This window comes from Pseudomonas sp. GW704-F2, from assembly GCF_059423025.1.
Genome location: NZ_JBWKXO010000003.1, coordinates 111,400 through 137,546 on the forward strand (window position 1 = coordinate 111,400; position 26,147 = coordinate 137,546).

The following is a 26,147-nucleotide window of genomic DNA, read 5'->3' on the forward strand; positions in this document are numbered from 1 at the left end:
GGTATTTGTTTGTAATAGATGTATTGGGCGGCAAGTTCAGAACCTTGCGCTACAAAGTGAGGGCATGGCGAAAGACCTAGTGTTCGGTTGGCCAGACGCTTAGGAATGGGGAATTGCGGAGCCGGACAGATGATTGCGGCTCAAAAAAAAAGGGGCTGCACGAAGTTCATCATGCACGCCCTTGATATCCATAGTACCCGAAGCCGGAATCGAACCGTCACGCCCTTACGAGCGGGGGATTTTAAGTTCGCATGAGGGCATGCGTCGGGCGTAAACCTTTAAGCCCGGCGCCATCCGTAATTAACGGCGGAAGCGGAATTTTTGCCAGCCATATTTGAACCTGAACGTTCCGGTATCTCCTCGTAGAACGTAGAGGCTGACCCTGTAAAAAGCAGTAAAACGAGAGAATCCAAGGTGTCTGATTTTTCTGTAGACCCAAACCCATCCGTGGCGATTGGTAGTTTTGGCGGGTCTCAACACGATTAACACGCTCCTTCTGCTATGCGTAATTTGGCGCAGATGATAGCGATGTGCCCCATCTAGAGGCTGTCAAATAATAACGGTGCGGGAACTCGTTGTCGCAATAGCTGTATTGCCAATATTCATCTTGGTACTGCACCGCGCGCCCACGTAAACCAAGCTGCTGTTCACCTCTAATCTCCGCCGTTGTGCGGGGTTTTTTCGTAGGGAGAAAAGTATGACTGCAACCGGAAAAGACCGGGATATCTTGGCGCGCCCCCCTTTGGCGTGAGGTCCGTGGTGCAGGTCTGGACGGACGGATCGCCGTGGCCCGGACCATCCGTCACCGAGTGCTCAACGAATTCTCGCCATCACCGGTGACGGCGATCAAGGATTGATCGCGCTGTGGGCGTGCCAGGCGTATGTGAGGAGTGTTTCAAAATAGGCGTTGGTGTTCGGTCGGCAGGACGCCGGGGAATGGAGAGTTGCGGAACAGGTCTGAAAATTGCGGAATAAAAAAGATAAGGGCTCGCATGAAGTTCATCATGCAAGCCCTTGATATCTATGGTGCCCGAAGCCGGAATCGAACCGGCACGCCCTTACGAGCGGGGGATTTTAAGTCCCATGCGTCTACCAGTTTCGCCATTCGGGCGGCAGCGCGGTGCAGCAGGGTTGGGAATATATAGATCCGGGCGCCAGGGCGCAAGGTCGGAGGTTGCCTTTCTTGCACAAACATCGGGATGAAAAAGCTCGATAGATCAGTGATCTACATCGGCTGTTGAGCAAAAGCCGAAGATTCCCAGGGCCGGCGAATACGCCTCATAAATGACAGGTGCGGCAATACGCCGTCACGCTGCTTCAGAGTGGACGACTCAGCAGTGGCGGCCTTGGGCATAAGCCGCTGCGACATGCGGTCCGCAACGGCGCTGGATGCGGGTGTAAGGTAGGCCGTGCAACGCTTGGAAATCTCAGGAAAAGCGAGGTGACTATGAGCGCTCCAACACTCAAGAAGCTGCATCTGAATGGGTATGACATCGTGCAGGTCAATTTCGGGCCGTGGCGGGTGTGTACGGCTCAGGACCGGTTGGCGTCCTTCGATTCCCGCGAGCAGGCGCTGGCCTATGCGGCCACGCTGTCGGTGCGCAAGGCGCGTGGCAGGCCGGGGTCCAATGATGACTGAGTGACTGATTCAGCAGAACCAAGCCCCGGCGCAACCGGGGCTTCTGCTGTTTGGGACTACACGAAGGGCTGACCACTGAAGCCGCGTGGCAGGCGCTGCAACCCTGGCAGGTCGGTCAAGTGTTGCGCCCAGGCGCTGCGCCAGTCGCTGGAGGTGTGGGTCTTGGCTGCGCGCGAAGCTCGGCGGGCGGCGTTGCGCTGGGTGCGGCGCGCTTCCTTGTAGGCCTCGGTGTTGCGGCAGGTTCGGCATTTGACGCGGTTCAGCTCGGTGCTGGAGGGGAGGCTGCCGCCGTGATGGCCGCAGGCTAAGTGCCCGGCGACCTTGAAGTGAATGACCATGTAAGCGTCTCCTTCTTGGGTATACGCGCATCTGCAGATCCACAATGCACGCGGGGAGGGCGGGCTGCGATTGATCCCGACACCTACAATTACGACCCCGTGCTGGTCGCAGCGTTCGGTTTACGGGCCTGGCCCTTCTCAACAGCAAGGCTCGACGTTACCCTGCCTCAAGTCCAATCATAAAAAGGAGTGAGTGATGAGCGTCGAGAACCTGCCTCGTGAAGGCAGTTGCCGTTGTAACCGCGTGCGCTTCAGTGTGAGCCAGCCCCCCGTGATCACCATGGCCTGCCATTGCACCGGTTGTCAGAAGATGACCGCCAGCGCGTTCTCCCTCAGTGCGCTGATTCCCGCCAGCGCGTTCACCGTGACCCAGGGTTGCCCGGTGATCGGCGGCATGCATGGCGTGGACCGCCATTACTTTTGCCCCCACTGCATGAGCTGGCTGTTTACACGGCCCCATGGCATCGATGAGTTCGTCAATGTGCGTGCGACGATGCTGGAGAATGCCGAGGATTATCCGCCGTTCATGGAAACCTGGACCGGCGAGAAATTGCCCTGGGCCACGACGCCGGCGGTCGAGCACTTTGCACAATTGCCCGGGCCGGAGGATTTTCCACGATTGTTGCAGGCTTACGCCGAGTTCAGCGCCCGCTGAGTTCAGTCGATCAGCGCGAGCAGGTCGGTATCGCCCACATCGTGTCCGGCCTGGGTCAGCAGTGTCGTCAGCTGGCCCCGGTGGTGGGTCTGATGATTGAAAAAATGCACCAGCAGGCCAAAGAACGGCTTGTCTGCCGCGACCCCGCGCATGTTGTGGTAATGCAGGCGCAGGTCGAGGTCAGGCTCGCGCAGGCTTTGCGCCCAGTCGATGATCAGTCGATCCAGCCAGGCGCGGTGGGTGGCCAGTTCGTGCAGGTCGGCGAAGGCCAGTTGCTTGAGATCGGTGGGCGCGGCAATGCCGCTTAACGGTGCCAGCGCCGCATGGCTGGCGGGGTGCTGGGCAAAGCGTTTGAGCCACACGGTGTCGCCCAGTGTCAGGTGGTTCAGCGTGCCGAGGATCGAGCCGAAAAATGCGCGGCGGTCCATCCGTAGTTCGGCGTCCGTCAGCTTCGCGGCCGCGTCGTAGACTTTACGGTTCATCCACTGGTTGTAGGTCGCCATCAGGGCGATCTGTTCGATACGGTTCACGGGCTTTCTCTCTGTCTGGGCGGCGCGATGGCGCCATCATAAGGCGTGCCCACCCCGCGGTCATCGGGTTCCGCCAGAGGACGCCACCCCTGCGAAGGCGTGACGCCTAGAAACGCAACGTGGCGCCGGTGGTCAACCATTGCGCGCGTTCAGCGACCAGGCTGCGCCCAACCACCACATCGATGTCGATCAACGGCCCAAGGTGGAACCGCGGCCCCGCTTGCCAGGCCTGCTCAGCACCTTTTTGGCCGTAGCGTTCGACAATCAGCGTCAACGAGTGCGCTACCCGATATTCGGCGCCGGCGCCCCATGTGAGACGCTGGTTTTGTTCGCCGTCGTCATACGCGTGGGTCCAGCCGGCATTCAGGTTCAGTCGCAGGGGCTCCAGCGGTTGCCACGTCAACGGCACGTTGAAGTCCGCGCCATCAAACGCATGTCGCCGGTCCAGGGCAACGTGGGCGCTGGCGGACACGGCTATCTCCAGGCGCAGGTCCTGACGTGACATTACTTGCGCCTTCACTTGCGGGCTCACTTGCGTCTCGCGGTTGGCCCGTGACAATGCCGCGCCCCATTGCACGGCGGGCAGGGCCTCGAAGGTGCAGGCAGGCGACAGTGTCTCATTGTGCGTGCCGCCGTCGTGTCGGTGGGCGCTGTGCCAGGCGTCGACGTTGCATTCGCCCGGCGCATTGATCGCGCCGTCGTCGACTGCATAAGCGCCCCCGGCCGCGAAAGCCTTCGAGAGTAGGCTGATGAGCAGGACGACGCTGAGTGTAAGCCCGATAAACATCAGGTTGCGCCGTAACGCCCGCCGTTTGGCTGGCGGTAACAACAAGAGGGTTTGGCGAGCGCCTCGATAGCGGGTAACCCTGTCCGAGGGTTGGCGGTGTTTTTTGTACATGTTGTGCCTCGCTTGAATTCAGCTTTCTACGGTCAGCACCGAGATGCCGCTGGCTTTGGCCTGACAGACCAGCTCTGACGTGTCATCGCCACCGGGCAGGGCGATGACCACATCAGGGCGGCTGTCGGTCAGCATGAAATGGTTGCGCTGGCGTTCCGCCTGCTTGCCGTGGCGTTGCCAATTGGGCGGATAACGCACCACGTCGATGCCGATTTCCCGCGCCCACTCCTCGATCTCGCTGCCGAGGAACTGGTTGCCGCCGTGGATCAATACCTGCACCGGGCGCAGGCGGTGGTAAGCGTCCAGCACGTGGCGGGAACGTTGGGTGTCGGCGTAATGACGACCTGCACAGATCAACACGCGCATGCTTGAAATCCTTGTAATGCACGGTGGCCGCCGAGCGACCGCCACCGTCTGAACGGCGGGAGTGATCAGTACCACTGCTTGAAGCGGCGGATGTAGATCGTCTTCATCAGTTGAGCCACGCAGCAGTAGCTGAGCAAGGTGCCTGCCAGCCATGGGAAGTACGCCAGCGGCAGCGGTTGCAGGCCCACCAGGGTGCCGAGCGGCGAGAACGGCACATAGATCCCCAGGGCGATCACCACACCGGTCATCAGCAACACCGGCCATGCCGCGGTGCTCTGGAAGAACGGGATCTTGCGGGTGCGCAGCATATGCACCACCAGGGTTTGCGAGAGCAGGCCCTCGATGAACCAGCCGGACTGGAACAGGGTCTGCATCTCCACGCTGTTGGCGGCGAACACGTACCACATCAGCGCAAAGGTGGTGATGTCGAAGATCGACGAGGTTGGCCCGATCCACAGCATGAAGCGGCCGATGTTCTTCGCGTCCCACTTGCGTGGCTTGGCCAGGTATTCCTTGTCCATCTTGTCCCACGGCAAGGCCAGTTGGGAGATGTCGTACATCAGGTTCTGCAGCAGCAGGTGGATCGCCAGCATCGGCATGAACGGAATGAACGCACTGGCCACCAGCACCGAGAACACGTTGCCGAAGTTGGAGCTGGCGGTCATGTTCAGGTACTTCATGATATTGCCGAAGGTTTCGCGGCCCTTGAGCACGCCTTCTTCCAGCACCATCAGGCTCTTTTCCAGCAGGATGATGTCGGCCGATTCCTTGGCGATGTCGGTGCCGCTGTCCACCGAGATCCCCACGTCGGCATCGCGCAGCGCCGGCGCATCGTTGATACCGTCACCGAGGAAACCGACAGTGTGGCCGTTGGCTTGCAGGGCCTTGAGCACCCGCGACTTCTGCAGCGGTGTCAGCTTGGCAAACACCGTGCGCTCTTCCACGCGGCGCTGCAGGGTTGCATCGTCCATTGCTTCGATGTCCACGCCGAGCAGCGGCTGGCCTGGGTCGAGGCCGACCTGGCGGCAGATCTTGCTGGTGACCACGGCGTTGTCGCCGGTCAGCACTTTTACCGCTACGCCGATCTGTTGCAGCGCCGCAATCGCCGGGCCTGCGGTTTCCTTCGGCGGATCAAGGAAGGTCAGGAACCCCTGGATCACCAGGTTGCGCTCATCGGCGGTGGTGTACTGCCGGCGCGCCAAGGCGTTCGGGATATTGCGGGTGGCCACCACCAGCACGCGAAAGCCGTCTTCGTTGTAGTCATTGGCAATCGCCAGCAACGCCTCGCGACGCCGCTGATCCAGCGGCACCGCGGCGCCGGCTTCGATCACGTGCGTGGCAATGCTCAGCATCTCTTCCACGGCACCCTTGCACACCAGCAGATGGTCGCCGGCGGCGTCCTTGACCACAATTGACAGGCGACGGCGTACAAAGTCGAACGGCAATTCATCGACCTTGCTGTAGGCAAACGGCGCCTGGAACTTGGGGTTTTGTGCCGAGAACTGCACCACGGCCTGGTCCATCAGGTTCTTCATGCCGCTTTGGTGATAACTGTTGAGCCAGGCCAGCGACAGCACCGCGTCATCGCGCTGGCCAAAGGCGTTGACGTGATGTTCGAGGATGATCTTGTCCTGGGTCAGGGTGCCGGTCTTGTCGGTACACAGCACGTCCATCGAACCGAAGTTCTGGATCGCGTTGAGGCGCTTGACCACCACTTTGCGCTTGGCCATGGCGGTGGCGCCCTTGGCCAGGTTGGCGCTGACAATCATCGGCAGCATTTCCGGGGTCAGGCCGACGGCGACCGCCAGGGCAAACAGGAAGGCATCGCCCCAGTCACCCTTGGAGAAACCGTTGAGGAAGAACACGATCGGCACCATCACCAGCATGAAGCGGATCAGCAGCCAGCTGACGCTGTTCACGCCGCGATCAAACGCGGTCTGCGCCCGGGAACCGACAATCGCCTTGGCCAGCGAGCCGAAGTAGGTGCGCGGTCCGGTGGCCACCACCACGGCTTTGGCGCGGCCGCTGACCACGTTGGTGCCCATGAAGCAGATGTTCGGCAGGTCGAGCAAGTTGCCCTGGTCGGCGGCAAGGGTACTGGCGGACTTTTGCGTCACGTCCCCCAGCGTGTCGTATTTTTCCACGGGCAAGGCTTCGCCGGTCAGCACCGCCTGGCTGATGAACAGGTCACGCGATTCGATCAGGCGGATGTCGGCCGGGATCATGTCGCCGGCCGACAGTTGCACGATATCGCCGGCCACCAGTTCGCGCATCGGCACTTCGCGCAGGGTTGGCTGGGCGCCGACCTGTTCGCGGCGTAGTACGGTGGCGGTGGTGCGGACCATGGCTTTGAGCGTTTCGGCGGATTTGGCCGAACGGTGCTCCTGCCAGAACCGCAGCAGGCTGCTGAGCAGGACCATGGTCATGATGATGATGACTTTGGTCAGGTCGACTTCTTCACCGGCCTGCAACGGCAACCAGTAATCGGTGACGAAGCTGATCGCGCCCAGCGTCAGCAGCACATAGATAAACGGATTGTTCAGCGCCTGCAGGAACTGGATGAATGCGTGAGGCGGCTTGTCATGGGCGACTTCGTTATGGCCTTGCCGTTGCAGGCGTGCAGTGGCATCCAACTCGGTCAGGCCATCCAGAGTGGCTCGCACATTGGCCAGGGTGGCCGACAGGCCGTTATGGGCTTCGCGGGCGGCCCGCATCGATAGCCGAGTGTCGGCGTCGGTGCGGTTTTTGTTGGGCTGTGGCGGTTTTTTTACGGCGCTCATGGTGTGTACTCCTGTCGCCAGTTCTCGACAAAACATACCCGGTACTGACCTGATGACAGGCGAGCGAAAGCATGCCGAGCCGCGGACTTCGCGATCGGTTCAAATAAGGTGTTGAATAACTTTCAATGGGCCCGCTAAGTGCGCCTTAGTTACTGAGCGCGCAGCGGGCTACTACTGGAAAGGTTCATAAAAGAACTCCAGGGTATTGATCAGAAAGTTGCTGTTTCCAAGCGGTCAAGCGGCGCGAGTGCCCAGGTAAAGAGCGGGCATCAGGCGGGCTTCAGCCAGGTTGGAAACGTTACGTCTCTGTGGGTCTTGAGGGTCGGCGTGAGCCCAATGCTGCTGCAGTCGGCCAGTCGTCGGGCAGGCACGCCAGTGCGCCAGCGGATGGGCCGGGCGCATTCGAGGGGAGGGTACGGCAAAGGTTGGGCGGGCAACACAAACGCCTGCGGGCGCTCGGCACAGCTTGGCCCGCAGGGTCGCGGCCAGCGTTCGTACATCTTTTACAACAAAGGTTTGGAAGGTCATAACACACCTCGGGACCGGACGGGCGACCGGCGAGGCAGTTACGGTGGAGCACAAGCTCTAGCGCAGCTTACCGGACCGGAGAGGCAAGTCCTGTCATCTTCTGGGTTGGGCGCCCGATGCCCGCCAACGCGGTGCTCGGACAGCGACTAGATACTGTGTCCATTGGCTTCTTTTGTGAGGTTTAAAAAAGGCCCCAATTGCGGGCAGGGGCAATCTACTCAGCCGGTTGCGGAATGTCAACGCATGATTAATTAAATTGCCAAGTGTTCAGAGTCTATTCAGATAAAACATATTCACAAGTTACCGGGCATATATAACTTCATATGCCTTGCGCGGCGAGAACGGCGAGATAGATCAAGACCACACCGCACGCCGCGTAACTGATGCGTTGCCAGGTCGGCGAGGCGTTCTTGCGCAGCAGATTGACCAGTGCGGCCGTCAGAAAACACGACAGCACCGAGGCCAGCATGAAACCGCCGAAAAACATCAGCGTCTGCGTGTGGCTGGGCGTAGCCCCGACGATGCCCGACAACGCACTGCCCAGCGCCCCCCAGTACACAATGTTCTTCGGGTTGGCCAGCGAAATGGCTGCGCCCACCGCCAGCGCATTCGTGCCGGAGCCGGCCGGTGCGCTGTCGGCTGCGGGCAAACGCCAGGCGTCGAGCAGGCTGCGCACGCCGAGCCAGGCGAGATAGAGCGCGCAGAGGAGGGTCAGCGGCACGCGCACGGCGTCATGCTGGATCAACAGCGCGATGCCGGTCAGGCCGATCACGGCCCACACCGCATCGCCGACCAGCGAACCGACCTGCACCAACAATGCCGGGGTGAAACCGTGTTGCAAACCGCGGCGCAAGGTCTCCGCCAGCACAGCGCCGGGGGACAGGCAAAACACAAAACCGAATACCAGTGCGTAAAAGAAGATCGCCAGCATCCCTATGCTCCATCAAGTGATGGCGGGCAGTGTGCTGGCGCACGCACACGTTGTCTTGGACCAGATTGTGCTGTTCAGCGTTTCGCCACACTCTGATAGCGGCCAGGCGTGAGGCCATAGGCGGCGCGGAAATGCCGGTTGAGGTGGCTCTGGTCGGCAAAACCGAGCTGATGGGCGACCTCGCCGGCCGCCATCCCATTGCGCAACAGGCCTTTGGCGCGGCGCGTGCGCAATTGCATGGCCCACTGGCGAGGGCTGAGCCCGGTCTCTTTTTGAAAGGTGCGCAGCAGGTGGAACTTGGACAACCCCAGCGCCTCGCCGAGGTGGTCCAGGGGCAGCGATTGATGCAACTGTGCGGCGAGCAATTCCTGGGCGCGGCCGATCAGGCTTTTGCCGGCTGCCGCGTTGCCGGGCAAGCGCACGCCGCTGAGGCCGACCACTTCTCCCAGCAGCACAACCAGGGCGTCTTCGTTCAGCTCGCGGACCAGAACGTCGCCGCTCGATGCGCCTTTTGCCACAACCGCCAGGCGCCGCGCCAGATCCGGCTGGAAACACAGCGATCGATCGAATTCGACATGCGCCAACCCCAGGTCGGCGGCCAATTGCTCGGCGCTGACGTACAGGCTGACAAACTGCCACGGCGCGCCTTCCGCCGCACCGCCGCCCTGAATCTGCCCGGGGTTGTACAAGGTGATGGCGCCTGGCCCAGCCACGAATTCGCGGCGGTCCAGCCACACGTTTTCTTCGCCCACCAAGTTCACGCCGATCACGCATTCGTCGTGGCTGTGGCGGGCAAAGGTCAGGCCGGAGCAGTGGACGCTGTTGATTTCGTAGTCGCCCAGCCAGGCGTGTTGCAGGGTGCTCATGGGGTCGGCTCAGTCATGGGATGGACGTGAGCATACGCCGTCAGCCAGGCTCAGATCGACCGTTGATTGACCCGTTGCGACAGTTCTTCGGCGCTTTCCCTGCGCTCCGAGTAGCGGTCGACCAAATCCGGACGATCACGCAGCAGCACGGTGAACTTCACCAGTTCCTCCATCACGTCGACAACGCGATCATAGAGCGCCGAGGGTTTCATGCGGTCCTGATCATCGAACTCCATGAACGCCTTGGGCACCGAGGATTGATTGGGGATGGTGAACATACGCATCCAACGCCCGAGTACGCGCAGTTGGTTGACCGTGTTGAAGGACTGGGAACCGCCGCACACTTGCATCACCGCCAGGGTTTTGCCCTGGGTCGGGCGGACCGCGCCCAAGGACAACGGCACCCAGTCGATTTGCGCTTTGAACACCGCCGACATCGAACCGTGTCGTTCAGGGGAACACCAGACCTGGCCTTCCGACCATTGCATCCGTTCCAACAGCTCCTGCACCTTCGGATGCTCACGCGGGGCATCATCGGGTAATGGCAAGCCGCTCGGGTCGAATGCGGCTTGGATGCTCGCCTCGTCGCCCGACATCCGAAGGGTCTGCCAACCCCCAGTGCGCCTTCAGCGCCGGGCCGAAATACACTGGGCAGGCTTCACCGGCGGCCTTGTCGCACACCGTGATCACCACATCCGGCGGGCTGCCTTCAAAGGCGTCGTTGCCCTTGCTGTACAAGCCCTGCGTGCGGATGCCTGCCGCCTGCAACGTGCTCAGGCTGCGGGGCAGCACCTGGCCCTTGGGGAAGCTGCCGGAGCTGACCGCCTCAAACCCTTCTGGCGCCAGGTGGTTGAACATCGCTTCGGACAAAATGCTCCGTCAGCTGTTGGCGGTACACATGAACAAGACTTTCATTGGCGTATGTCCTTCAGAGGCTAAGACGCAAGGCGAGGGCGGCGAGAGTGATCAGCAACACCGGCAAGGTCAGGACGATGCCGACCTTGAAGTAGTAACCCCAAGTGATGGTGATGCCTTTGCGCGCCAGGATATGCAGCCACAGCAGGGTGGCCAGGCTGCCGATGGGGGTGATTTTCGGGCCGAGGTCGCTGCCGATCACGTTGGCGTAGATCATCGCGTCCTTGACCACGCCCGCGGCATGGCTGGATTCGATGGAGAGCGCACCGATCAACACGGTCGGCAGGTTGTTCATTGCCGAAGACAACAATGCCGTCAGCACCCCGGTGCCCATCGCCGCGCCCCATACGCCGTAGGTGGCGAAGGTGTCGAGCCAGGTCGCCAGGTATGTGGTCAGCCCGGCGTTGCGCAGCCCGTAGACCACCAGGTACATGCCCAGGGAAAAGATCACGATCTGCCAGGGCGCTTCCTTGAGCACTTTGCGCGTGGAAATCTTGTGGCCTTTGGCGGCGATCACCAGCAGCAACACCGCGCACACTGCAGAGATCGCGCTGATGGGAATCCCCAACGGTTCCAGGGCAAAGCAGCCGATCAGCAGGATACCCAGCACCCACCAGCCGGCGCGAAAAGTCGCGTGGTCGTGAATGGCGCTGGCCGGGGCCGCCAGGTCGGCCGGGTCGTAGGTCTGCGGAATATCGCGGCGGAAAAACCACAACAGCACCGCCAGGGTGGCGGCGACGCTGACCAGGTTCACCGGCACCATCACCGCTGCGTATTCATTGAAGCCGATCTTGAAATAGTCCGCCGAGACAATGTTCACCAGGTTCGACACCACCAGCGGCAGGCTCGCCGTGTCGGCGATGAACCCAGCGCCCATGACGAACGCCAGGGTCGCCGCCGGGGAAAAACGCAACGCCAGCAGCATCGACATCACAATCGGCGTGAGGATCAGTGCCGCGCCGTCATTGGCAAACAGCGCCGACACCAGCGCGCCCAGCAGCACCATGTAGGCAAACAACCGCCGGCCGCGACCACGGCCCCAACGGGCCACATGCAGCGCAGCCCAGGCAAAGAACCCGGCCTCGTCCAGCAACAGGCTGATGACGATCAGCGCGACAAAGGTGCCGGTGGCATTCCAGATGATGTGCCACACCACCGGGATGTCTGCCAGGCTGATCACGCCGCAGGCCAGTGCGAGGATCGCGCCCATGGTCGCGCTCCAGCCGACACCCAGGCCTTTGGGCTGCCAGATGACCAGGATGATGGTGAAGATAAAAATCGCAATTGCGACAAGCATGAATAAACGCTCCGGTGGCTCAACAGCAGGTGCTGGCTCGTTGTGGTCTGTCGCCCATTGCATCAAGACGCAGCGCGTCGTTTTGCAACCATGGCTGGTTGGCTTGCAGGGTGGTGTCCAGCACGTGAGTCACCCAGTCGGGCAGTGCCGGATTGATGCGGTAGTAGATCCATTGCCCTTGGCGACGATCCAGCAGCAACCCGCTGTTGCGCAGTTGCGCGAGGTGGCGGGAGATTTTCGGCTGGCTGTCGTCAAGTGCGTGGATCAGTTCGCACACGCAAAGTTCGCCTTCGCGCAGGATCAGCAAGGTCATTCGCACGCGAGTGGCATCGGCCAGGCATTTGAATAGGGTTGGAGGTGAGAAAGGGACTGACACGGTCAAGGCCTGCTCGTATAGGCATATCCGAATATACGTATTTCCATATATTTCAGTCAAATCCTGTTTCAATTGATATGGATCAAATGTCTGGAAACACGCCACAAGTGATTGAAATTAAAATGAAACACAAATGTCCTAAAGTGCCTGCCCATAGCTGATGAAGGAATACCACGCGTGACCCGTGCCACTCGCAATCTGCGCAAGACCCTCGATTCCGTCGCGGAAAATAACGAAACCGCGGCGTTCGATCTGATGCGTGCCGTCGAAAAACTCGGCGATGAAGTGCTGCGCCAGCGCTTGCTCAATACCATCCACCGCCTCAACCAGGACGCCTATGAACTGCGCGAAGCGCGGGACTCGGTGGAACTGGTGTCGGTAAGGCTCGCCTGAGCAAGATCGTTCAAGACAACCTGCATATTGCGCTGGCATGCTTGTCGTCCGTCTGTCGATGAGCGGTTCCCATGCCTACTGCTTTACCTCACTACGCCTTCGCCCGTGGCGCGATTGCTGTCATTCCGTTATCCCTGGCGTGCGCGCCCTGGGGCTTGCTGGCGGGCTCAATGGCCATCGAAGCGCACTTTTCCCCGCTCGAAGCCCAGGGGCTTTCCGCTATCGTGTTTGCCGGTGCCGCGCAACTGGTGGCCATCGGCATGGTCAAGAGCGGCGCCAGCCTGATCTCCATCTTGCTCACGACTTTGCTGCTGACCTCACAACATCTGCTGTACGGCATGCATCTGCGCCCCACATTGTCCGTGCTCAAACCGCGCTGGCGCATGAGCCTGGGTTTCCTGATGACCGATGAGTTCTTCGCCCTGGTCAGCCAGTACGACCGCGAAACCTTCAACCGCTGGTACGCGCTGGGTGTTGGCCTGACGTTCTATATCGCCTGGAACCTGTTCACCCTCGCCGGCATTGTCCTGGGCAAGAGCATTCCGGGGCTCGAACACCTGGGCCTGGAATTCTCGATTGTCGCGACGTTTATCGCGTTGATCACGCCCGTGGTGCGCGATGTGCCCACCGTGGTGTGCGTGGCGGTGGCGCTGTTGTGCTCGGTCGGCTTGAGCTTCCTGCAGTGGGAGTCGGCCGTGGTGGTATCGGGTGTGTTGGGCATGAGTGCAGGGTATGCCTGCAAACGATTGGGAGTCGGGCAGGCATGATTTTTGTGATGATTGTTGCAATGGGTTTGATCGTATTTTTTAACCGCTACCTGTTTATCGAACCGCGCCTGCCCGTGCGGCTCACCCGTGGTGCGCGGGAGTTTCTCGGGTTCGCGGTACCGGGCATGCTCACGGCGATTTGCGGGCCGATCATTTTCTTCGCCGACCACCGGCTCAACCTGAGCCCGGCCAACCCCTACCTGCTGGCCGGGATCTGCGCGGTGGCGCTGATGGTCTGGACGCGCAATGTGCTGCTCACCGTGCTGTTGAGCATGGCGTTGTTCTACCTGTTTCGCTGGTGGTTCTAAACACATAGGCGAAAAAAAGCCCGCGGGAGAGCGGGCTGAAGGAGACTTCTAAAAGTGAGCCCGGCCATTATCGGTGGCGCGTTCTGCTGTCACAGTGAAACTAAATTCATTCGGTGGGCGGCGTCGGCTTCTTTTTCGCCTTGGCCTCGGCCGCCAGGCACTCCAGCGCGAACTGCTCGGTGTAGGTCATCTGGATCGGCGTACTTTCGCCTTTCACCGTGCGCTCGCCGTCGAGAATGTAGCGAATGCGCTTGTCCGTCACGCCAATGCGCTTGGCGATCCACGTGGGCGTCTGGCCGATGCGGCTGATCAGCTTGTCGGCATAGTCGGTGGATGGGTTGTAGCGTTCGGCATTGGGTGTCATCGGTTTTCCAGGTAGAAGCGAACTCGCAAGTAGGCGACAGGGTGACGTAATAATCCGTGAGTGTCGCCTGCTAATGGTAGAGTCGCGTTTTTTTCCAAGGAGCGATGGCATGCGGAAACTGGTAATTGGCGCATTGGTACTGGCAGCACTGGCCGGCTGCGCGGGCTCGAAAATGAACGCGGCACGCACCGGCACGCCCTACAAGACCTTGGCGTCGGACAAGGCTGCGCTGGTGGTTGCCCAATGTATCCAGTTCGGCTGGCAGGACGAGGCGGTGTTTGGTGTCGACGCCGGCGGCTTCAAGGAGCCGATCGGGGCGGGCGGTTTCACGGTGTACACCACCGGCGGCGATTACTTTGCCGACGTGCGCAGCGCAGGGGCCGGTTCCTCTGTCGATTACTACACCGCCGAAGACTCCATGGTCGCCAAGCGCCGTTTGGCCGCACTTGCGACTTGTCTGTAATCTGTTGCCGTAGTGCTTTTAGGAAATGCCCTGCGGGACAGTCGCAGGGCATTGTCCTATGATTCCCCCGCTCGCTCGACGTAATAGCTCTTTACCAGTACACGGATGTCGAGGCCGTCACGTCGGGCGAGCCTCCCAGGTCATCAGCGCGGCATATAACCCAAGTGCCAGCGCCGGGGGATCTTCAGTGACACCAGGCCCAAAACCGCAGCCAGCGCCCCGCTGACCAGCAGCGCACCCAAGCCCATGCGGTGCTCGAGCAACGCCCCGATCACCGCCCCGATGAACATCCCCGTCCAGGGGACCAACTGCACGCGCCACCCGTTGCGACGCTCCCCCAGCAACCAGCGCCCCAACCCGCGACCAAAGCGTGACAGCGCGCCGGTGACATAGGTAAGCCCCACCGGCAAGCCGTTGACCTCTTCGACCGCGGCATTGAGCATGCCCATCGCCACAATCGCCGCGAGCAAGGCGGGCAGCATATCGGCGAACGGCCACAGCGCGCCGCCGCAGAGCAGCGCCGCGATGCACAGCAGCAGGGGTAGGGCGTGACGGCCGCTCATGCGGCTGACCACGATACCCAAGGCGTTGCCGACCACGAAGGTCGCGACCAGCAACAGCAGGCGCCCGGTCAGGCCCAGGTCACCTTCGCTGATCGCTACTGCCAGGCGCGTGGTGTTGCCGCTCATGAATGAGACAAAGTCGCCACTGGCCATGAAACCAATGGCATCGGTCATGCCCGCCAGCACAGACAGGCTGGCCACCAGCATCATGCCGACACGACCCCGCCATTGCTGTTGACGGGCGAGTACGACGTTGGCGTAGGGTTTTTGGGACGAAGGCAGCATCGGGCTGGGTTCCTCGGTGAGATTATGCGGCCACTACCGTAAGGCGCTTTGATGTCTGGCGCAATGACCTCAGGCCGCTTCCAGCCTCCAGCCAGCGTCATGCCAGACCAAAGTATGAGAGGACTCGATCGCCTGTAAAAAACTCGAGGTGTGACACGCCCTTTGCGTAGGTAATGTTCTTGCAGGTCGCGGGGCAGGTCGGCGGACAGCAGGTTATAAACAGATCAGGCCGGTCTGTTTGATTGACTGCAACGCAAGACGCTGCGGCCACAAGGTTTCGCGGCTACGCTAGCACCGCCACCGCCTTGATCTGCGCCCACAGCATCTGGCCGGGGTGCAGTTGCAACTGGTCGCGGGAGAAGCGTGTGATCCGTGCCAGCAACGGCGTGCCGCCGGCATCCAGGCGCACCAGCACATGGGCGCTGTTGTCCGCCGCAATCTCCTGGGTGACCGTCACCGGCAGGCGGTTGAGGATGCTGCTGTGGGCTTCGGCCTGCAAATTGAGGCTTACGTCCCGCGCCTGCACCTTGACCCGCAGGGCTTTGCCCAAGGCCAGCGGCGTATGGGCGACGCGCATCTGCAAGGCGCTGCCGGGCAGTTGCAGGGTCAGCAATTGATAGTGCGCGTCGTAAGCGCTTACCGTGCCGTTGATCACCACACCGGCGTCGTCGCCCAAGGCCAAGGGCAAATCCAGCCGCGCCAGGGTTTCACCGATGGGGCCGCTGGCCAGGGCCTGGCCGTCGCGCAGCAACACGATGTGATCGGCCAGGCGCGCCACCTCGTCCTGGGCGTGGCTGACGTAGAGCACCGGAATGTCCAGTTCGTCGTGCAGGCGTTCCAGGTACGGCAGGATTTCACCTTTGCGTTGGCTGTCGAGAGCCGCCAGCGGTTCGTCCATCAATAACAGGCGCGGGCTGGTCAGTAACGCGCGGGCGATACCGATGCGCTGGCGCTCGCCGCCGGACAAGTGCTGCGGATGCCGCTCAAGCAAGTGGCCGATGCCCAACAGTTCGGTGGCCTGGGCCATGTCGACGCGACGTTGCGCAGGCGGGATGCGCTTGAGGCCGAATTCCAGATTGGCGCGTACCGACAGATGGGGGAACAGGCTCGCTTCCTGGAACACATAGCCCAGCGCACGTTTATGCGGCGGTACGAACAGACCGTTGCGGCTGTCTTGCCAGACTTCGTCGTTGACCTGGACAAAGCCGTCCTCGGCACGTTCCAGCCCGGCAATGCAGCGCAGGCAGGTGGTCTTGCCGGAGCCGGAATGCCCATACAGCGCGGTGACGCCGCGACCGGGCAGTTGCAGGTCCACTTTCAGGGCAAAGGCGGAATACGTGAGGTGCAGGCGTACATCGATCATCGGCATCAGCTCCAGCCCATCTTGGTTTTACGGCTGGAGTAGAGCGCCAGCAACACCAGGAACGCGAACACCACCATGGCGCCGGCCAGCCAGTGCGCCTGGGCGTATTCCATGGCTTCGACGTGGTCGTAGATCTGCACCGAGACGACCCGGGTCTTGTCCGGGATATTGCCGCCGATCATCAGCACCACCCCGAACTCGCCGACGGTATGCGCAAAGCCGAGAATCGACGCGGTGATAAACCCCGGGCGGGCCAGGGGCAGGATCACGCTGAAGAACGTGTCCCAGGGGTTGGCGCGCAAGGTCGCGGCCACTTCCAAGGGGCGTGTGCCGATGGCGGAGAAGGCGTTTTGCAACGGCTGCACCACGAACGGCATGGAATAGATCACCGAGCCGATCACCAGCCCGGCGAAACTGAAGGTCAGGGTGCCCAGGCCCAGCCATTGGGTGAACTGGCCGAAGTAACCGTGCGGCCCCATCGTCAGCAGCAGGTAGAAGCCGATGACCGTGGGCGGCAGCACCAGCGGCAGGGCGACCACCGCGCCGATAGGCCCGCGCCACCAGGAGCGCGTGCGCGACAGCCACAGGGCAATCGGAGTGCCGATGACCAGCAGAATCACCGTGGTCAGTGACGCCAGTTTGATGGTCAACCAGATCGCGGAAAAATCGGCACTCGATAGCGGCATTTAGAGCTCGTAACCGTAGGACTTGATAACGGCAGCGGCTTTCGGCCCTTTCAGGTACTCGACCAGCGCCTTGGCAGCGGCGCTGTCTTTGCCCTTATTGAGGATCACCGCATCCTGTTTGATCGGGTCATGCATGGACGCCGGGACGATCCACGCCGAACCGCTGGTGACTTTGCCGTCTTTGTAGATCTGCGACAAGGCCACAAACCCCAACTCGGCATTGCCGGTGGAGACAAACTGATAGGCCTGGGTGATGTTCTGGCCCTCGACGAGCTTGTCCTTGAGCTTCTCGGTCAAGCCTTCCTTGGCCAGCACTTGGGTGGCGGCCAGCCCGTAGGGCGCGGCTTTCGGGTTGGCGATGGACAGGTGCTTGAACGCGTTCTGCTTGAGCACATCGCCCTTGGCATCGACATAACCTTCCTTCGCCGACCACAGCGCCAGGGTGCCGACCGCGTAGGTAAAGCGCGAACCCTTGACGGTATCGCCTTCGGTTTCGAGTTTTTGCGGGGTGGTGTCGTCGGCGCTGAGGAACACTTCGAACGGCGCGCCGTTCTTGATCTGGGTATAGAACTGCCCGGTGGCACCGTAGGCGGCGATCAGCTTGTGACCGGTGTCCTTCTCGAAGTCGGCGGCAATCGCCTGGATCGGTGCGGTGAAGTTGGCGGCGACGGCCACCTGGACTTCATCGGCGTGGACCGCAGCGGCGGTGACAAGCGCAATGACGGCCGCCAAGCCGGGGCGAATCAAGCGTGGGAGGCTGAAGGTCATGGATAGCTCCGTATGAGAAGGAAAAAAGCCAGGATTGAGCGCTGCGGGACCAGGGGGGCGGTCAAGCGGTGTATGTATAGGTATATAGCGAAAAAATGGCAAGGGGAATCCGCCGGCCCCGCGCTGACATTTCCCGGCGGCAACGGCCCGCCTCCTGACAGCCAATGCATGGGAACCCGTTGATAGTGCAGCTCCTTTAGCAGGCAAAGGAGCAAGGGCCATGCAAAGGGAATATGCCTATATCAACGTCGGCGCCCCGAACAACCTTACCAGCGAGGCCGCCGTGAAAGCCTGGCTGGACCGCGTACTCAGCGCTTCGGCACTGGAACCGCAGGCCAAGGCGCTGATCACCACGCAATCGTTGATACCGGTGGAGTTTTCGATCCTGGAGGAGGGGGCCGAGCCGGGAAATCCTGCGTTGATTGTCGAGCGCCAGGAAATGCCCCTGTGGAAAATCCTCGACAAGCGCTTTACCTGGCGCGCGAGTGTCGGAAAAAACCAATCGACTGACAGCGTGCGGGTCAATGTTCTGTTTCCCAAGTTTTACGGGGCATTGGCCCAACGCTTGACGGCCCATCGATACTTTCTCGACAGCCTGCGAGTGTCAGGCCAGGTCCAGAGTGTCGAGTGGGAAGAGCGTGGCCTAGCGATCGCGACACGGCCTTTGCTCAAGACCGAGGTGGTGCTGTTCTCCGTGTGGGGGGCCAGTAAGCGCCTGCTTGCGGATATCTGGTTTGATCTCCCGCTGATTTCCCTGGGGGCCGGGCAATGGCCCAGGGCGATTGGCACCGGTTGGCCGGGGATGCGTATTGGCGCACGCAGCGGCGATCTCATTCGTTATTCCGATGAGCCCGGCAAAAACACGCTGTGGGTCAAGCCGTTCAACGAGGCGGTGCTCGACGCCGATTTCAGCATTTTCCCGCGCTGGACGCCCCGTGCCGTCCTCCTGGCCGACCAAGCGCTGAAGGCCGACGAAGTGATCGAGGTGACCCTGAGCGCAATGCCTTATCAGGCCGATGAGGAGCGCTACATCATAGAAGTTCCGGCCTCGCGCCGCGCCGCTGCGGATTGGCACTACTATCTCAGCGTCTACATGAGTTACCGCTGCCCCTGGGTCAACTGCGGCGTCTTGCAGGAAGACGGCGGCATCCGGCTGCAGAGCGAGCTGCCCAATCAATGGTTCGTGCGCTGCGATGCCGCGCGGCTGTTTATAGCGGTCAGCATTCAGCCCCGCGAACGTACCGGCTGGAAGGCCCCCACCGCGCCCCCGACGCCCGAGGCAACGACGACCCAGGCCTGGCAAAAATGGGATGGGCTGAGGGAGAGCGTAGGCAATAACAAGATCGCCAAAGACTATATCGAATCGTTGATCGATCGCTGCCTGAAGAAGTCCGGTCTGTCTCAAGACACCCAGCAATTGTTCAAAAAAGAACGCCAATTCAAGTTCAAATACCTGATAGGCCACCCCACATATTCTCCTGGCGTGAGTGCATTCGTGCCGCCACGCTACAAGTACTTTTCCTTTGAACAAGTGCTGTTGGGTGAGCCGCAACGGCGTGCGTACTTCCAGGAAAAACTCAGTGCCGTGGATGTGCAGGGGCAAGCCTTGCCGGCGTCGCAAGTCGCGACATTGACCGGGATGCGTGATGTGTTGCTGGCTGACTTCCTGGCGGATATCGATGCGCTGGCCGCCAGCGACGACTACCAGAAACTATTCGGCGAAACCTGTGACGCCCTCGCCAGGGTGCGGGTCGCACGCTACCTCGCGCAAGTCGATGCAGCCGACGAAGACTTGCGAGGGTGTGCGTTCCGCTACTTGAAAGGCGAGTTGAAACCGCGACTGCTGCTATTCAACGAAGCGGTGGTGCCCAATGCGATTGTGCTCAAATTCAACTCACAGAAGGCATTGCTGATATCCCTCAACTTCACCGAGCTCAAGTGGGCGGTCTGGGCACCAAGCACCACCGCCGGGCAACCCTCGGAGGTGTTGATGCGATTTGTCGCGGAACATTCCCCTTTCCCGCAGAAAATGAACCTGGTGCCTCAGGATTTTTTCCCGCAAAAAAAACGCTATGGCTACCATTACCGGCGTTTCGCCCCGGAGCCGGTGTCCTTTCGTGATACCCAGCACATCAACGTGCAATTGCAGTTGGCGGCCATCGCGGATATCAAGGGGCAGGTCGACTACGCAGTGTTTTCGTCCGACGAAGAGCGGCGCCGGGTAAAACTGGCAATGTTCAAAAGTGTCGCCCGTGCGGTGTCCGGCCTGGTGACGGCGGCCGTCGGGCCTCTGAGCGGGTTGGGCGCGCTGCTGCTTTCCGGCATGGCGCGCTTCATCGCCAATGTCGGTGATGTCGGCCTTACGTATGCGTTGGCGCAAAATACCGATCGGCCCGAGGACTATGCCCACTACATCCATGAGTGCAAGCTGGGGGTGCTATTGGCGATGGTTGACCTGGGGGCCGATCTGCCCAGCGCCAATGCCAAGTTGCGCATATTGCTCAAGCAGTCGACGCTCGGCGGTCGGACCGTCGCGCCGATTCTGAATGCGCCCATAGACTACGACGCCCCGATAAAGTTGAAACAGACCAGTGAGTCCGAGACTTTTGTCTCCACGCCATTCTGGTTGATCGACCTGCGCCAGCGCATGGAAAAAGCCTTCGACGACCGGGGCAAAGGCGCCGAACTCAAAGGTTACCTCCAGGCAACCGCCACCTGTGGGTATGCCGAGGCGAAAAGCTGTTCCGACTTTTTACGCAGCCAACGCTGGGAGACACAGGCCGTCGGCGTGCTGATTTTCTCCGAACTCGGCGATCAGCGCCCGCAAACGCATTTTGCGTTGTCGATTCGGGATGCAACGGACACCGCGATGGTCGATTTCAGCCTGGGCGACCTCGATGCCTCAATGAACGGTCGCGGCTATTTCGGTACGTTGAAAGGCTGGGAGGACTGCGTGCGCGGGTTGCCGGCCTTGGAGGGCGCGTTGGTGATTTACAAGTTTTATCCGGACTTTGCCAACGCAAGCCTGGAGGTTGACGGGGCGTTTGCGCTGGGCATCAGTTGGAGCCCCTTCGTCAATGGCGGCGATTACAGCGTGCTGTCGTTTCCCCTGGATTTCGTCTGCGGGGTTCGCGAGCAGTTGGAGCGTGTCTGGGCCCAGGTCTTTCACCAGTTGCCGATCAATGCATCGCTATCGCTCAATGAGCCGGCGACCTTCAATCAGTCTGAACTGCTGGCGCAAGTCAGCAACCTCAGCGGCCTGGTCGACGAGGCGGAAGGGCTATTGCGGCGTACCATTGGCGTGCAGGCGATCGGTGAGTTGCGGGCCTTGATGCTGGGCTTCCTTCAGGCATGGCGTAACGAACCATGGGGCGGCTATCGAGAACTGATGGAGGGCGTGATGGCTGAGGAGGCAGACTTGGTCAACCAGGCATTGATCCACCTCGAAGCCCTGCAGGCCGGTTTGCCAAGCACGCTCGCGAGCGCGCAAAACGCGCTGGTCGATTGTGTCGACTGGGTCGCGGTGCGGGCCGGAATCGACGACGATGCGTGGCGACTGTTATTTAAACAGCAACTGGAACTTCATGTGTCAGGCGAGCAGGCGACGGTGGATTTATACACCGCCGCTGAACTGGACACGCTGTATGAACAGCTCGCCCGGGGCCAGCAGCGCGAGTGTCATCACCAGCGCAGCTCCGGTTATGAGCGACTGACCATGACCAGTAGCCGGGCGTTGCTGGGGATAGGGTTGGGATTGATCCGCAAGATGGCCCAGGAGCGCCAGGCCGAATGCTGTTTCGCGCTGATCATGGCGAGCCAGCCCTACGACGACAGCAACGAACACTTTGCCCGAGTCGTATATGGCATCTGTGCGTTGCGCCAACAGCGGTTTACCGTGTTGACGCCGCTGCATGAACGTCGGCTCAGCGGCCTTCCACCCGCAGAGCCGATACTGATCTGACTTGCGTTACCGAGACAGCCGGCTCAAGGCTTGTTCTGCCAGCCAGGTGGTCAGCTCGCGGGTTGCGAACGGATGCCGCAGGCCCACCGCCTGGCCCGCCCACAGGTTGCTGAAGCCGGCTTCATCCTTGGCCTTGAGTGGCAGCAACGCACCGCCGGCCCTGGGGAAGGCCGGGGCCAGCGGGTTGATCGCGCCGAGTTCTCGCATCACCCGGTTGACGATGCCGCGCGCCGGTCGGCCGGTGAACAGGTTGGTCAGCGCGGTTTCGCTGGCCTGGGCGTGGCGCAATGCATGGTGGTGCGAGGGGCTGACCGTGGCTTCGGGGGTCAACAGGTAGGCGGTACCGATCTGCACCGCCGAAGCACCCAAGGCAAAGGCGGCCGCGATGCCGCGCGCGTCAGCGATACCGCCGGCGGCGATCACTGGCACGCTCACGGCGTCGACGATCTGCGGCACCAGCGCCATCAAGCCGATCTGGCTGTTGAGGTCGTCGCTGAGAAACATACCGCGGTGGCCGCCGGCTTCAAGGCCCATGGCGATGATCGCATCGCAGCCATGCTGTTCCAGCCAAATCGCTTCTTCGACGGTTGTGGCCGATGAAAGTACCTTGGCGCCGGTCGCTTTGACACGGTCGAGCAAGGACTTTTCCGGCAAGCCGAAATGGAAACTGACCACCTCGGGACGGAACGCTTCCACCACTTCACAAGCCGCTTCGTTGAACGGCGCACGGTTGGTCACCGGCGTCGGAGCATCAAAGTCGGCGCCCAGTTCGCGGTAGTAGGGTTGCAGCAGGTCTTTCCAGCGTCGATCACGGGCGTCGTCCGCCTCGGGCGGTTGATGGCAGAAGAAGTTCACGTTGATCGGCCGCGTGCCGGCCTGGCGGATAGTGCTCAACGCAGCGCGCAATTGCTCGATACTCAGTGCCGCCGCCGGCATCGAACCGAGCGCGCCGGCCTCGCTGGCGGCGATGACCATTTGCGCGGTGGTCGCACCGGCCATGGGTGCCTGGATAATCGGTACGTCGATGCCCAGCAGATCGAGAATGCGCGTGTCTGGCCAGGTGCTCATGGGATGCGTCTCCAGCGTTGGTAAGAGTTTTCGCTGTTTTAGCAGGGCCCTTGGCGTCCGGCCAGTCTGTTTTATTCACTGGACGCAGCCTGGGTTTCGTGTAGTGGCGCGGGCTGTTTTAGCGGTCGCGCTCGCGTTCCAGCAACTGGCGCTTGCGCTCCACCCCCCATCGGTAGCCCGACAACTCGCCATTGCTGCGCACCACGCGGTGGCAGGGAATCGCTACTGCGAGGCGATTGGCGCCACAGGCCTGGGCCACGGCCCGAAAGGCGGTGGGCGCGCCAATCCGTTCGGCGATCTGCGCGTAGCTGGCGGTGCTGCCCACCGGGATGTCGCGCAAGGCTTGCCACACCCGTTCCTGAAAGGCCGTGCCGCGCAGATCCAAGGGTAAGTCCAGGCCCAGGGCCGGGGCTTCTATAAACCCCACCACCTGGGCGACCAACTGTTCGAAGGCCGGGTCGGCGCCCAGCAGTTCGGCCTTGGGGAATTGGTCCTGCAGATCGCGCACCAGCGTGTCCGGCTCGTCGCCCAGCAGGATCGCGCACACGCCGCGATGACTTTGCGCCACCAGAATCGCGCCGAGGGAACATTGGCCGACGGCAAAATGGATGTGAGTATTCGTGCCGCCGGCTTTGTAATCGCTTGGCTTCATGCCAAGCAGTTGGTCCGCCGATTCATAGAAGCGGCTGTTGGAATTGAAGCCGGCGTCATACAGCGCGTCGGTGACGGTGTTGCGACCTTTGAGCCCCTTGCGCACTTTGCGTGAGCGCTGTGCGCTGGCATAGCCCTTGGGGGTGAGGCCGGTGACTGACTTGAACACGCGATGGAAATGGAACGCACTCAGCCCGGCTTGCTGCGCCAGTTGGTCGAGGCTGGGCGGGGTTTCGGCGTGTTCGATCTGCCGACAAGCGTTGGCCACCAGTTCGGCGTGGCGTGCCGCGCGTTGCGTCTGGTCACCGGTCGCGCGTTTGCTTGGGCGATAGCCTGCGGCTTCGGCCTGTTGAGGTGTCTCAAAGAATTCGACGTTTTCCGGGCGCGGCAAGCGCGAGGCACTGCTGGGGCGGCAATACACACCGGTGGTTTTTACCCCATAGACAAACAGCGCGTCGGCCTGAGGATCACGGGCGAGGATCGCTGCCCAGCGCGGGTCATGTTCGTTATTCATTGCCTGCTCTCATGACGGGTCACGGCCAGATTAGTCGTGTCGCGGCGGCCTGGCACTCTGAAGCTTGCGGTCAAATCAGCCGGCGGTGCGAAAGGTCAGGTTGATGCGTTGCGGGCCCATGACCGGATGCGTGCCGTCCTTGACCGGCATGACTCCGTGGAAGCGCAGACGATCGACCCCGCCCCACACCACTACATCGCCATGGAACAACGAGATTTTTTGCGGCTTGTCGCTGCGTGCATGGCCGCCGAACAGGAAGATCGCCGGCAGCCCCAGCGACACGGAAACCACCGGCGCGGTATAGCAGCGTTCGTTCTTGTCCTGGTGCAACGACATCTTCGCCCCCGGCACATAACGGTTGATCAGGCAGGCATCGGGCACAAAATCGCTGAACCCGGCGTCGGCCGCCGCGTGTGCCGCCAGTTGGCGCAACGTTTCGGGCATGGCTGGCCAGGGGTGGCCACTGCGCGGGTCAAGCGCGGTGTAGCGGTAGCCGCTGGGATCGGTGGTCCAACCCAGTTCTCCGCAACTGCTCAGCGCGGCTGACATGGTGAAACCACCGGGCGTGACCATTTGCCGAAACGGCGACTGAGCCAGCACGCAGCGCAACGCTGGCAGAAGATGCTCAATCCAGGGTAGGGCATAGCCCCTCAGAACGTGGGACTGTTCGCCAATCTGCTCACGCCCTGCGGGTTGTTGCAGGGCGTCGTCGGCGAACAGGTCGACGGTCGGGCCGGGCATGGGCTTACAGCGCCTTGCTCACGTTGATGTCAGTGATTTCATCGCTGGCGTCGTGAATCTTCGCCAGTACTAGCTTGGCTTCTTCGACGCTGTTGCTGTGCAGTTGGGCAAACTCAAAGCGGCGTTCGCCGTTGAGTTTGTACTTGATGACGTATTTGGTCGTGGTCACAGCTTTTTTCCTGTCGAGTGTTCGGGTCAGCTCAATTTGCTGTTGGTGCGACGAACGATGCGGATCTTGTGGGACGGCGCAGGTTTGCGGGTAACGCTGATGGCGCGGCGCGTCACAACGTCCAGGGTGATGTTCCAGAAACCGGTGCTCGGCGCGGTGATTTTCGCCGGGAACTTGTCGAACGCGCCGCCGTGGTAGGTGTGACGGCCGCCATTCTTGAAGCTGCGAAAATTCGCATCGCTCATCAGACGAATATTACAAGTCTGTGAGCATTCGATGACGACAATATCTCCCTCGTTGAGGTGCTCACGCTGGTGGATGAATTTCATGGGCGGGTGTCTCCAGAAGGGCTTTTTCTGAAAAATCAGAACGATACGTAGGTTAAGATAGAGTTTATCAGCCCCAGCGCGTTTATTATCGGGCCGTCGTCGACGACTTCGACAATTTAAAACAGTTATTTACCGAGTAATCAGGGATAAATCCTACGTTGGCGGGAGAAAATTACCATCCCCGCTGTCCTAGGGTCTTTATCGGAGGTTTTATATGAAGTGGAGTGTGTTGGTTCTGGCCTTGGCGATTGGTGGGTGTGCTTCGGTTGCAGATATCAAGCAGACCCCCCCGACCTTGGCGGTCATTTCAGGGAAAAAACCGCAGGAATATGCCGCCTGTGTGGTACGCAAATTGTCGACTACCCGCCGGCCGCCGCAGATCGAGCCGCATAAAAACGGCGTGCAGGTGATTGTGCCGCAGAAATTCTCCGCTGACCCGTCGGCTATTTTCGAGATTGACGAGCGCTCCAGCGGCAGCAGCATCAAGCTCTACGAGAGCATGTCCAATGTGCCGATCCGCCCGGGCGATGTGAAGAAGGCCGGGGAGGACTGCATTTCCGGCTGAGGCCGCGCGTTTACACGGTCCGTTTGAATCCGATAAAGAAGCCTGACACTGCCGTTGCAGTGTCGGGCTT

General features: G+C 61.1%; 28 protein-coding genes, 1 tRNA gene and 3 pseudogenes. 9 read left to right on the plus strand and 23 right to left on the minus strand.

Annotation, left to right across the window (positions count from 1 at the left end; genetic code table 11):
- Positions 1–811: 811 nt before the first annotated feature.
- Positions 812–904 (plus strand): annotated as a pseudogene (locus AC07W0_RS03920) (lysis protein); the annotation flags it as partial.
- Between the two features lie 120 nt (positions 905–1,024).
- Here the strand turns inward: AC07W0_RS03920 and AC07W0_RS03925 are convergent.
- A tRNA-Leu gene (locus AC07W0_RS03925) sits at positions 1,025–1,111 on the minus strand.
- 336 nt (positions 1,112–1,447) lie between these two features.
- Between AC07W0_RS03925 and AC07W0_RS03930 the strand changes: the two genes are divergently transcribed.
- Positions 1,448–1,639, plus strand: a complete 192-nt coding sequence (locus AC07W0_RS03930; RefSeq protein WP_079443901.1) for a DUF2188 domain-containing protein — start codon at positions 1,448–1,450, stop codon at positions 1,637–1,639.
- Between the two features lie 56 nt (positions 1,640–1,695).
- On the opposite strand, the gene AC07W0_RS03935 is transcribed toward AC07W0_RS03930, so the two are convergent.
- On the minus strand, positions 1,696–1,977 hold the full coding sequence (locus AC07W0_RS03935; protein ID WP_017846337.1) for a hypothetical protein: 282 nt from the start codon (positions 1,975–1,977) through the stop codon (positions 1,696–1,698).
- Positions 1,978–2,173: 196 nt separating this feature from the next.
- Between AC07W0_RS03935 and AC07W0_RS03940 the strand changes: the two genes are divergently transcribed.
- Positions 2,174–2,632: a GFA family protein gene (locus tag AC07W0_RS03940; protein WP_102617056.1), complete on the plus strand. Its 459-nt coding sequence runs from the start codon at positions 2,174–2,176 to the stop codon at positions 2,630–2,632.
- A gap of 2 nt (positions 2,633–2,634) precedes the next feature.
- Here AC07W0_RS03940 and AC07W0_RS03945 read toward each other — a convergent pair whose 3' ends face one another.
- The 11 genes and pseudogenes from AC07W0_RS03945 to AC07W0_RS03995 form a co-directional block, all read right to left on the minus strand.
- Complete coding sequence (locus AC07W0_RS03945; protein WP_017846335.1) at positions 2,635–3,162, minus strand: DinB family protein; 528 nt, start codon at positions 3,160–3,162, stop codon at positions 2,635–2,637.
- Positions 3,163–3,268: 106 nt separating this feature from the next.
- On the minus strand, positions 3,269–4,060 hold the full coding sequence (locus AC07W0_RS03950) for a PA4824 family protein (RefSeq protein WP_102617057.1): 792 nt from the start codon (positions 4,058–4,060) through the stop codon (positions 3,269–3,271).
- A gap of 18 nt (positions 4,061–4,078) precedes the next feature.
- Positions 4,079–4,426 carry a DUF2493 domain-containing protein gene (locus AC07W0_RS03955; RefSeq protein ID WP_046383555.1) on the minus strand — a complete coding sequence of 116 codons (348 nt, stop codon included), beginning with the start codon at positions 4,424–4,426 and terminating at the stop codon, positions 4,079–4,081.
- Between the two features lie 65 nt (positions 4,427–4,491).
- The gene (gene mgtA / locus AC07W0_RS03960) at positions 4,492–7,206 is read right to left on the minus strand and encodes a magnesium-translocating P-type ATPase (RefSeq protein WP_017846332.1); all 2,715 of its coding nucleotides are present in this window, start codon (positions 7,204–7,206) and stop codon (positions 4,492–4,494) included.
- 234 nt (positions 7,207–7,440) lie between these two features.
- Positions 7,441–7,734 carry a hypothetical protein gene (locus tag AC07W0_RS03965; protein WP_082118869.1) on the minus strand — a complete coding sequence of 98 codons (294 nt, stop codon included), beginning with the start codon at positions 7,732–7,734 and terminating at the stop codon, positions 7,441–7,443.
- Positions 7,735–8,053: 319 nt separating this feature from the next.
- Positions 8,054–8,665 carry a LysE family transporter gene (locus AC07W0_RS03970; protein ID WP_017846331.1) on the minus strand — a complete coding sequence of 204 codons (612 nt, stop codon included), beginning with the start codon at positions 8,663–8,665 and terminating at the stop codon, positions 8,054–8,056.
- A 74-nt stretch (positions 8,666–8,739) separates the two neighbouring features.
- Positions 8,740–9,531: an AraC family transcriptional regulator gene (locus tag AC07W0_RS03975; RefSeq protein ID WP_102617058.1), complete on the minus strand. Its 792-nt coding sequence runs from the start codon at positions 9,529–9,531 to the stop codon at positions 8,740–8,742.
- Positions 9,532–9,581: 50 nt separating this feature from the next.
- Positions 9,582–10,094, minus strand: a pseudogene (gene arsH, locus AC07W0_RS03980) (arsenical resistance protein ArsH); the annotation flags it as partial.
- A pseudogene (locus tag AC07W0_RS03985) lies at positions 10,092–10,389 on the minus strand (arsenate reductase/protein-tyrosine-phosphatase family protein); the annotation flags it as partial. The pseudogenes arsH and AC07W0_RS03985, both read right to left, overlap by 3 nt.
- Positions 10,390–10,459: 70 nt before the next feature.
- Positions 10,460–11,743: an arsenic transporter gene (locus AC07W0_RS03990; RefSeq protein ID WP_102617059.1), complete on the minus strand. Its 1,284-nt coding sequence runs from the start codon at positions 11,741–11,743 to the stop codon at positions 10,460–10,462.
- A 19-nt stretch (positions 11,744–11,762) separates the two neighbouring features.
- A complete protein-coding gene (locus AC07W0_RS03995; RefSeq protein ID WP_046385300.1) occupies positions 11,763–12,119 on the minus strand; it encodes a metalloregulator ArsR/SmtB family transcription factor in 357 nt (118 codons plus the stop codon).
- 177 nt (positions 12,120–12,296) lie between these two features.
- Between AC07W0_RS03995 and AC07W0_RS04000 the strand changes: the two genes are divergently transcribed.
- The 3 genes from AC07W0_RS04000 (at position 12,297) to AC07W0_RS04010 (ending at position 13,587) form a co-directional block, all read left to right on the plus strand.
- Positions 12,297–12,512: a hypothetical protein gene (locus AC07W0_RS04000; RefSeq protein ID WP_017846326.1), complete on the plus strand. Its 216-nt coding sequence runs from the start codon at positions 12,297–12,299 to the stop codon at positions 12,510–12,512.
- A 71-nt stretch (positions 12,513–12,583) separates the two neighbouring features.
- Positions 12,584–13,279, plus strand: coding sequence for an AzlC family ABC transporter permease (locus tag AC07W0_RS04005; RefSeq protein ID WP_046383548.1), 696 nt, complete (start codon positions 12,584–12,586; stop codon positions 13,277–13,279).
- On the plus strand, positions 13,276–13,587 hold the full coding sequence (locus AC07W0_RS04010; protein WP_046383547.1) for an AzlD domain-containing protein: 312 nt from the start codon (positions 13,276–13,278) through the stop codon (positions 13,585–13,587). The genes AC07W0_RS04005 and AC07W0_RS04010 overlap by 4 nt, the downstream gene beginning before the upstream one ends.
- Positions 13,588–13,693: 106 nt before the next feature.
- Here the strand turns inward: AC07W0_RS04010 and AC07W0_RS04015 are convergent, their stop codons facing one another.
- Positions 13,694–13,951: a hypothetical protein gene (locus AC07W0_RS04015; protein WP_046489453.1), complete on the minus strand. Its 258-nt coding sequence runs from the start codon at positions 13,949–13,951 to the stop codon at positions 13,694–13,696.
- Positions 13,952–14,060: 109 nt separating this feature from the next.
- On the opposite strand from AC07W0_RS04015, the gene AC07W0_RS04020 reads away from it, so the two are divergent.
- The gene (locus tag AC07W0_RS04020; RefSeq protein WP_017846322.1) at positions 14,061–14,414 is read left to right on the plus strand and encodes a hypothetical protein; all 354 of its coding nucleotides are present in this window, start codon (positions 14,061–14,063) and stop codon (positions 14,412–14,414) included.
- 143 nt (positions 14,415–14,557) lie between these two features.
- On the opposite strand, the gene AC07W0_RS04025 is transcribed toward AC07W0_RS04020, so the two are convergent.
- From AC07W0_RS04025 to modA, 4 genes are all read right to left on the minus strand, one after another.
- Entirely contained in the window at positions 14,558–15,262 is a 705-nt protein-coding gene (locus tag AC07W0_RS04025; RefSeq protein ID WP_017846321.1) for a YoaK family protein, read from the minus strand.
- Between the two features lie 283 nt (positions 15,263–15,545).
- Complete coding sequence (gene modC, locus AC07W0_RS04030) at positions 15,546–16,631, minus strand: molybdenum ABC transporter ATP-binding protein (RefSeq protein WP_371918418.1); 1,086 nt, start codon at positions 16,629–16,631, stop codon at positions 15,546–15,548.
- The gene (gene modB / locus AC07W0_RS04035) at positions 16,631–17,311 is read right to left on the minus strand and encodes a molybdate ABC transporter permease subunit (protein WP_017846319.1); all 681 of its coding nucleotides are present in this window, start codon (positions 17,309–17,311) and stop codon (positions 16,631–16,633) included. The genes modC and modB overlap by 1 nt, the downstream gene beginning before the upstream one ends.
- Complete coding sequence (gene modA / locus AC07W0_RS04040) at positions 17,312–18,079, minus strand: molybdate ABC transporter substrate-binding protein (RefSeq protein WP_046383545.1); 768 nt, start codon at positions 18,077–18,079, stop codon at positions 17,312–17,314.
- Positions 18,080–18,299: 220 nt separating this feature from the next.
- Here modA and AC07W0_RS04045 point away from each other — a divergent pair, with 220 nt between their 5' ends.
- The gene (locus tag AC07W0_RS04045) at positions 18,300–22,040 is read left to right on the plus strand and encodes a hypothetical protein (RefSeq protein WP_102617060.1); all 3,741 of its coding nucleotides are present in this window, start codon (positions 18,300–18,302) and stop codon (positions 22,038–22,040) included.
- A 6-nt stretch (positions 22,041–22,046) separates the two neighbouring features.
- On the opposite strand, the gene AC07W0_RS04050 is transcribed toward AC07W0_RS04045, so the two are convergent.
- The 5 genes from AC07W0_RS04050 to AC07W0_RS04070 all read right to left on the minus strand — a co-directional run bounded on the left by AC07W0_RS04050 (position 22,047) and on the right by AC07W0_RS04070 (position 25,512).
- Positions 22,047–23,108 carry an NAD(P)H-dependent flavin oxidoreductase gene (locus AC07W0_RS04050; RefSeq protein WP_017846316.1) on the minus strand — a complete coding sequence of 354 codons (1,062 nt, stop codon included), beginning with the start codon at positions 23,106–23,108 and terminating at the stop codon, positions 22,047–22,049.
- Between the two features lie 118 nt (positions 23,109–23,226).
- Positions 23,227–24,273, minus strand: a complete 1,047-nt coding sequence (gene ada / locus AC07W0_RS04055; RefSeq protein WP_102617061.1) for a bifunctional DNA-binding transcriptional regulator/O6-methylguanine-DNA methyltransferase Ada — start codon at positions 24,271–24,273, stop codon at positions 23,227–23,229.
- 75 nt (positions 24,274–24,348) lie between these two features.
- Positions 24,349–25,014, minus strand: coding sequence for a DNA oxidative demethylase AlkB (gene alkB, locus AC07W0_RS04060; RefSeq protein ID WP_046489457.1), 666 nt, complete (start codon positions 25,012–25,014; stop codon positions 24,349–24,351).
- A 4-nt stretch (positions 25,015–25,018) separates the two neighbouring features.
- The gene (locus tag AC07W0_RS04065; RefSeq protein ID WP_017846313.1) at positions 25,019–25,183 is read right to left on the minus strand and encodes a hypothetical protein; all 165 of its coding nucleotides are present in this window, start codon (positions 25,181–25,183) and stop codon (positions 25,019–25,021) included.
- Positions 25,184–25,209: 26 nt separating this feature from the next.
- On the minus strand, positions 25,210–25,512 hold the full coding sequence (locus tag AC07W0_RS04070) for a DUF1883 domain-containing protein (RefSeq protein WP_102617062.1): 303 nt from the start codon (positions 25,510–25,512) through the stop codon (positions 25,210–25,212).
- A 214-nt stretch (positions 25,513–25,726) separates the two neighbouring features.
- Between AC07W0_RS04070 and AC07W0_RS04075 the strand changes: the two genes are divergently transcribed.
- Positions 25,727–26,077, plus strand: coding sequence for a hypothetical protein (locus tag AC07W0_RS04075; RefSeq protein WP_017846311.1), 351 nt, complete (start codon positions 25,727–25,729; stop codon positions 26,075–26,077).
- The last annotated feature ends 70 nt before the right edge of the window (positions 26,078–26,147 follow it).